This is a genomic window from uncultured Succinivibrio sp., from assembly GCF_902756765.1.
Lineage (GTDB): Bacteria > Pseudomonadota > Gammaproteobacteria > Enterobacterales > Succinivibrionaceae > Succinivibrio.
Genome location: NZ_CACVSS010000141.1, coordinates 1 through 4,450, shown reverse-complemented (window position 1 = coordinate 4,450; position 4,450 = coordinate 1). Strand labels below are relative to the sequence as shown.

The 4,450-nt window shown below is 37.1% G+C and carries 5 protein-coding genes; 3 read left to right on the top strand and 2 right to left on the bottom strand.

Going from position 1 to position 4,450, the window contains the following annotated elements; translation table 11 throughout:
* Positions 1–369 precede the first annotated feature (369 nt).
* On the top strand, positions 370–2,133 hold the full coding sequence (locus QZU45_RS11555) for a transposase (protein ID WP_295355435.1): 1,764 nt from the start codon (positions 370–372) through the stop codon (positions 2,131–2,133).
* Entirely contained in the window at positions 2,100–2,957 is an 858-nt protein-coding gene (locus tag QZU45_RS11550) for an IS3 family transposase (RefSeq protein ID WP_366925499.1), read from the top strand. The genes QZU45_RS11555 and QZU45_RS11550 overlap by 34 nt, the downstream gene beginning before the upstream one ends.
* Before the next feature lie 105 nt (positions 2,958–3,062).
* Here QZU45_RS11550 and QZU45_RS11545 read toward each other — a convergent pair whose 3' ends face one another.
* Positions 3,063–3,239: a hypothetical protein gene (locus tag QZU45_RS11545; RefSeq protein WP_295355433.1), complete on the bottom strand. Its 177-nt coding sequence runs from the start codon at positions 3,237–3,239 to the stop codon at positions 3,063–3,065.
* A 223-nt stretch (positions 3,240–3,462) separates the two neighbouring features.
* Positions 3,463–3,600, bottom strand: coding sequence for a prepilin-type N-terminal cleavage/methylation domain-containing protein (locus QZU45_RS11540; protein ID WP_366925498.1), 138 nt, complete (start codon positions 3,598–3,600; stop codon positions 3,463–3,465).
* 208 nt (positions 3,601–3,808) lie between these two features.
* Between QZU45_RS11540 and QZU45_RS11535 the strand changes: the two genes are divergently transcribed.
* Positions 3,809–4,360 (top strand): DDE-type integrase/transposase/recombinase, encoded by a 552-nt coding sequence (locus QZU45_RS11535; protein WP_295355437.1) that lies wholly within the window; start codon positions 3,809–3,811, stop codon positions 4,358–4,360.
* The last annotated feature ends 90 nt before the right edge of the window (positions 4,361–4,450 follow it).

Below are 4,450 nucleotides of genomic sequence, written 5' to 3'. Positions count from 1 at the left end.
GTTACGAAAAAAGAGAAGCAGTTAGATACGACAATATTGGAGCTGAAAAATATACATTTTTGTTAGCAGTTTTTTGGACAATCTAAAGAATCACTGACAAAAGCCCTGCTATAATAAACATGTGCAATATATTGACTCAAGTTTCCCACTTGAATTTCAGGGGATAAACCTTAATCCATACGATCCTGAAAGTCGACTAAAGGTTACCTGTTATTAAGTTAAGATGTTGTTTTTGATTATTTCTACTATAAAACAACGAAATTTTTGGTAAAAACGCAGTAAATTCTGCGTTTTTTTTGTTTATTTTAACAGGTATCTATGTTATAATATCAATAATACTATAGATATCTGTTAAATTAAGAGGGCCTTATGTCTAGACCAATTAAAGGTGACACCAGAGTTATTCAGGTTAAGCAGAAGAAAGCAAATGGGGTTATTTATGTTTACGAACGGAAAGTAAAATATAATCCTGAAACTAGATCGAATGATATCCTGTCTAGTAAATTGGTCGGAAAAATAACACCTGAAAGCAATAATGCAATCATTCCAACTAAATTCAGAGCGAAGCCTCAAACAGAAAAAGAAGAAAAGAGAATACCTGTACGTTTTCATATGGGAATGTTGTCAATTCTTGATTGGATTGGCGCATCTTCCGGAATAGAAGCAGACTTAAAAAAAGTAATGCCTGATAGCACCTGCGGTTCCCTTGCGGAAAGAATAGCTGCAATTGCAAAATTCTGGGTGGCAACGGGAGGAAATACCTTGCCAAATATGTACGCCTGGCAGGTTAAACATGGCATTGATAAAGACTGTATGATCAGCGAGGATATTTACCGTGCTGTCTTTGAAATACTGGGGACTCATGATGGTTTTATACAGGAGTATTTTAAAAGTAGAGCAGCAAGATTGGATACAGGTGATTCCGTTGCATATGACAGTACTACGATATCCACATATTCAGACAGCTTAACTCAGGCAAGATACGGCTTTAACAAAGATAAAGACGGGCTTCCTACAATCAAAGTTCTTACCCTTTATTCTTTAAATACTGAACAACCTTTTGCCTACTGGTCACAACCTGGTAATCTTCCTGATTCCATTTGCGTTGAAAATGCATTGAAACAGCTTGATTATTTAAATGTAACCAAGCCCACAGTAGTCACAGACAACGGCTTTTGCTCACAGGAGAATATCATCCACTATATTCAGAATCATATAAAGTTTGTAACACGAGCTACAAGAAGCGATGGTAAGTGGGTTAAAGACAGCATAGATCAGAACCTGTCACTGTTAGATGATATTAATAACGTTATTGATTTTGATAATGATATAACCGGCACCTGTATCACCATCAAACCAACCCTGTCTTATACTGCAAAATATTCCTGTTCCAGCCATAAAAAGGGAGACAAGATTAAGTTAACTCCACGTCTTTATTTAGGAATATTCCGAAGCAGGAGCAGAGCTTATGAGGCGGAAAGAAATTTTACTCGGGAATTGTATCAGTTAAAAGCTTTGATAGAAGAAGGTAATGAAGACCAGTTAAGCGAAACAGCATTAAATAAAGCTAGCACCTACCTAAGCTGGAGCAAGACTAGAAACGGAGGGATTAAGGTTGTATTTCGAAAAGAAGCTGTCGATGAGGCACTGAAATACAAGGGAATCTTCTGTCTGTGCTCCAACAAGATTAATGATGCAGCAGAGCTTCTAAAACTTGGACGTAAACGTGAACATATAGAAGATATGTTTGAGTTGTTAAAACAAAAAACAGATGGTAAGAAAACAAGAGTACAGGATACAGATAGATTGAAGGGACGGCAGTTTGTTCAGTTTATTGCATTAAGTTACTATGATTTTCTGTATAAAAAAATAAAGGATATGAAGGCAACACTCGGCAAGCCTAACGGGGACTCGAGACATGATTTAAAGGATAATCTTGATAGGGAAAAAGACTTGTTAAAGTGGCTTAAAAATTCATCATTAAACGAGGTGTTGCAATGGTTTGATGCAGTTGACTTAATTCAGTTAACAGGCAAAAGGCATAAGAATATAAAACTTATAACTGAAACAACGATTCGCGATAGATTATTCCTTGAGAGATTAGGATACAGCGGGCAGATGAAAATAAATTAAAAAATTTTGTAGATTTCGATAATTTTAACAGATATTCATCAGCCTACTTTCAGGATTATATCGAAAAAGCAAATCAAAAAGAGGATAAATACAAGGATATTAGGGGTTTGCTGAAAGATATTTTTAGCAATAACTATGAGTGCTATGGCTACAGAAGGCTTTATACAGAATTAAGGAAAGCTGGTCGTTATATTTCTGAAAAAGTCGTTAGAAGGCTTATGAAGGAGGAAGGAATAGAAGTTACTAGATGCAAAAAGAAGCGTTATTATTCATACCTTGGGGAACTATCTCCTGCTGTTGATAATATCGTGAATCGTGACTTTTCAGCTTCATCTCCAAACGAAAAATGGCTTACAGATATTTCGGAATTTGCTACCAGCAAAGGCAAACTATACCTATCAGTTATTAGGGACTGCTATAACGATGAAATTATAGCTTATAAGATTGGAAATAAGCCTACAGCAGCTCTAGCTAACGATACATTATCTGAAGCCATCAAAAGGCTGAAACCGTTTGGTATTAAGCCGGTTATTCATAGCGACAGGGGCTGTCATTATAGATGGCCCGGATGGATACAAATTACCAAAAATAGTGGTCTTGTACGGTCAATGTCCAAGAAGGGCTGTAGTCCTGATAATTCTGCTTGTGAAGGATTCTTTGGCAGAATGAAAACAGAGTGCTTTTATAACCATTCTCTAGAAGATCTTTCACTTGATGAGTTAAAAACATACTTGGATAGGTATATTCAATGGTATAATAACGTTAGAATCAAAAATACATTAGGCGGATTGAGCCCTGTTCAATACAGACTTAACCGGAGTTAAAGTGAGATAAGTGTCCAGGATATTGTCCGCATCCCCCTCTCTTTAAAAAGAAAGAACCTAGGATAGCATCCTAGGTTCTTATATTTAAATCAACTCAAACTTGTATTATGATGATGCCTTCTTGTCACCCTTACCACACAATTTAGCAGCAATACAAGTAGAACCTGTATTTACTTCCCAATCTAACTGACCAGCAGCTGTCCAGTTACCATCAAGAATTAAAGTATAACCTTTTGTACCACCAAACTGAGTTTTATTTACCTCTACAGTAATAGTAACCAATCCAGCCTTAGTAGTACCTGAATTACCATCTCCAGCATTTGAAGCATCAACGGTAATGGTATCTACATACTTAGTTGCATAGTCACCTGCAGCTTTGATCTCCCAACCAAAACCATCCTGACCATTGACGCAGTGGTCTTCAACGTTGTTGATACCGAATTCCTGAATACAAAGGGCTACCTGAGTCTTAACTGATTCAACCTGCTGAGTAGCTTCAGTGAACTTACTGCTGAGTAGCTTCAGTGAACTTAGCCTTCTTCATGTATGAAGAGTAAGCAGGAAGAGCGATAGCAGCTAAGATACCGATGATAGCGATAACGATCATTAATTCGATGAGGGTAAAACCTTTAGTCTTTTTCATGATAATTTCCTTTTATCATAAAAAATCCATAAGTTTTCCATACGTTTTCTTCTGCTTAAAATTACATTTGAAACCATCTCATTTGGATCAATTTGAATGGATTCTTGAATAATCTCCTGAATCTTCATTAAGTGGTATAGTTGTTTGTGATGTAAAGCGAATCAGTTTTACAATCAAGCAGATCACACAGCAGGTATGATGCTGGGATATAACATATCTCTATTCTCCTGTAATTGGGCAGTATTACTATCTGTACTCCATAATGGATTTACACAGTCGCTATATTGTTCATTTTGAAGTGCATGATACCCAGAGTGATAAACTTGCAGCCGAATGTATCAGAAATGCTGTTAATAAACAGAAGGACAGCCTTATAGGAGCAAATGTTGATCTTCATGGCATCAATATGACCAGTAATGGTTCGCAGCTTATTTTACACTCTGATAACGGCGGACCTATGAAGGAACAGACTATGCAGGCAGCGTGCTACAGTCTGGGTATTCTATGCACCTTTAACCGACCAAGGACAAGCAATGACAATGCGCATATGGAAGCAAGCTTTAAGCTTCTCAAACACGGCCGTGTCATAGAGATACCAAGCTATTTTCACTCCATCGAACATGCCCGTGCGTGGTGTAAGGGCTACTACGACTGGTATAACAAAGAGCATCGCCACAGTGGTATATGCTACGTTACGCCGACATTATGTTTCGAAGGAAAAGGCTACGAGATTATAGAAAAGCGAAACAGATGTCAGTGATTCTTTAGATTGTCCAAAAAACTGCTAACAAAAATGTATATTTTTCAGCTCCAATATTGTCGTATCTAACTGCTTCTCTTTTTTCGTAAC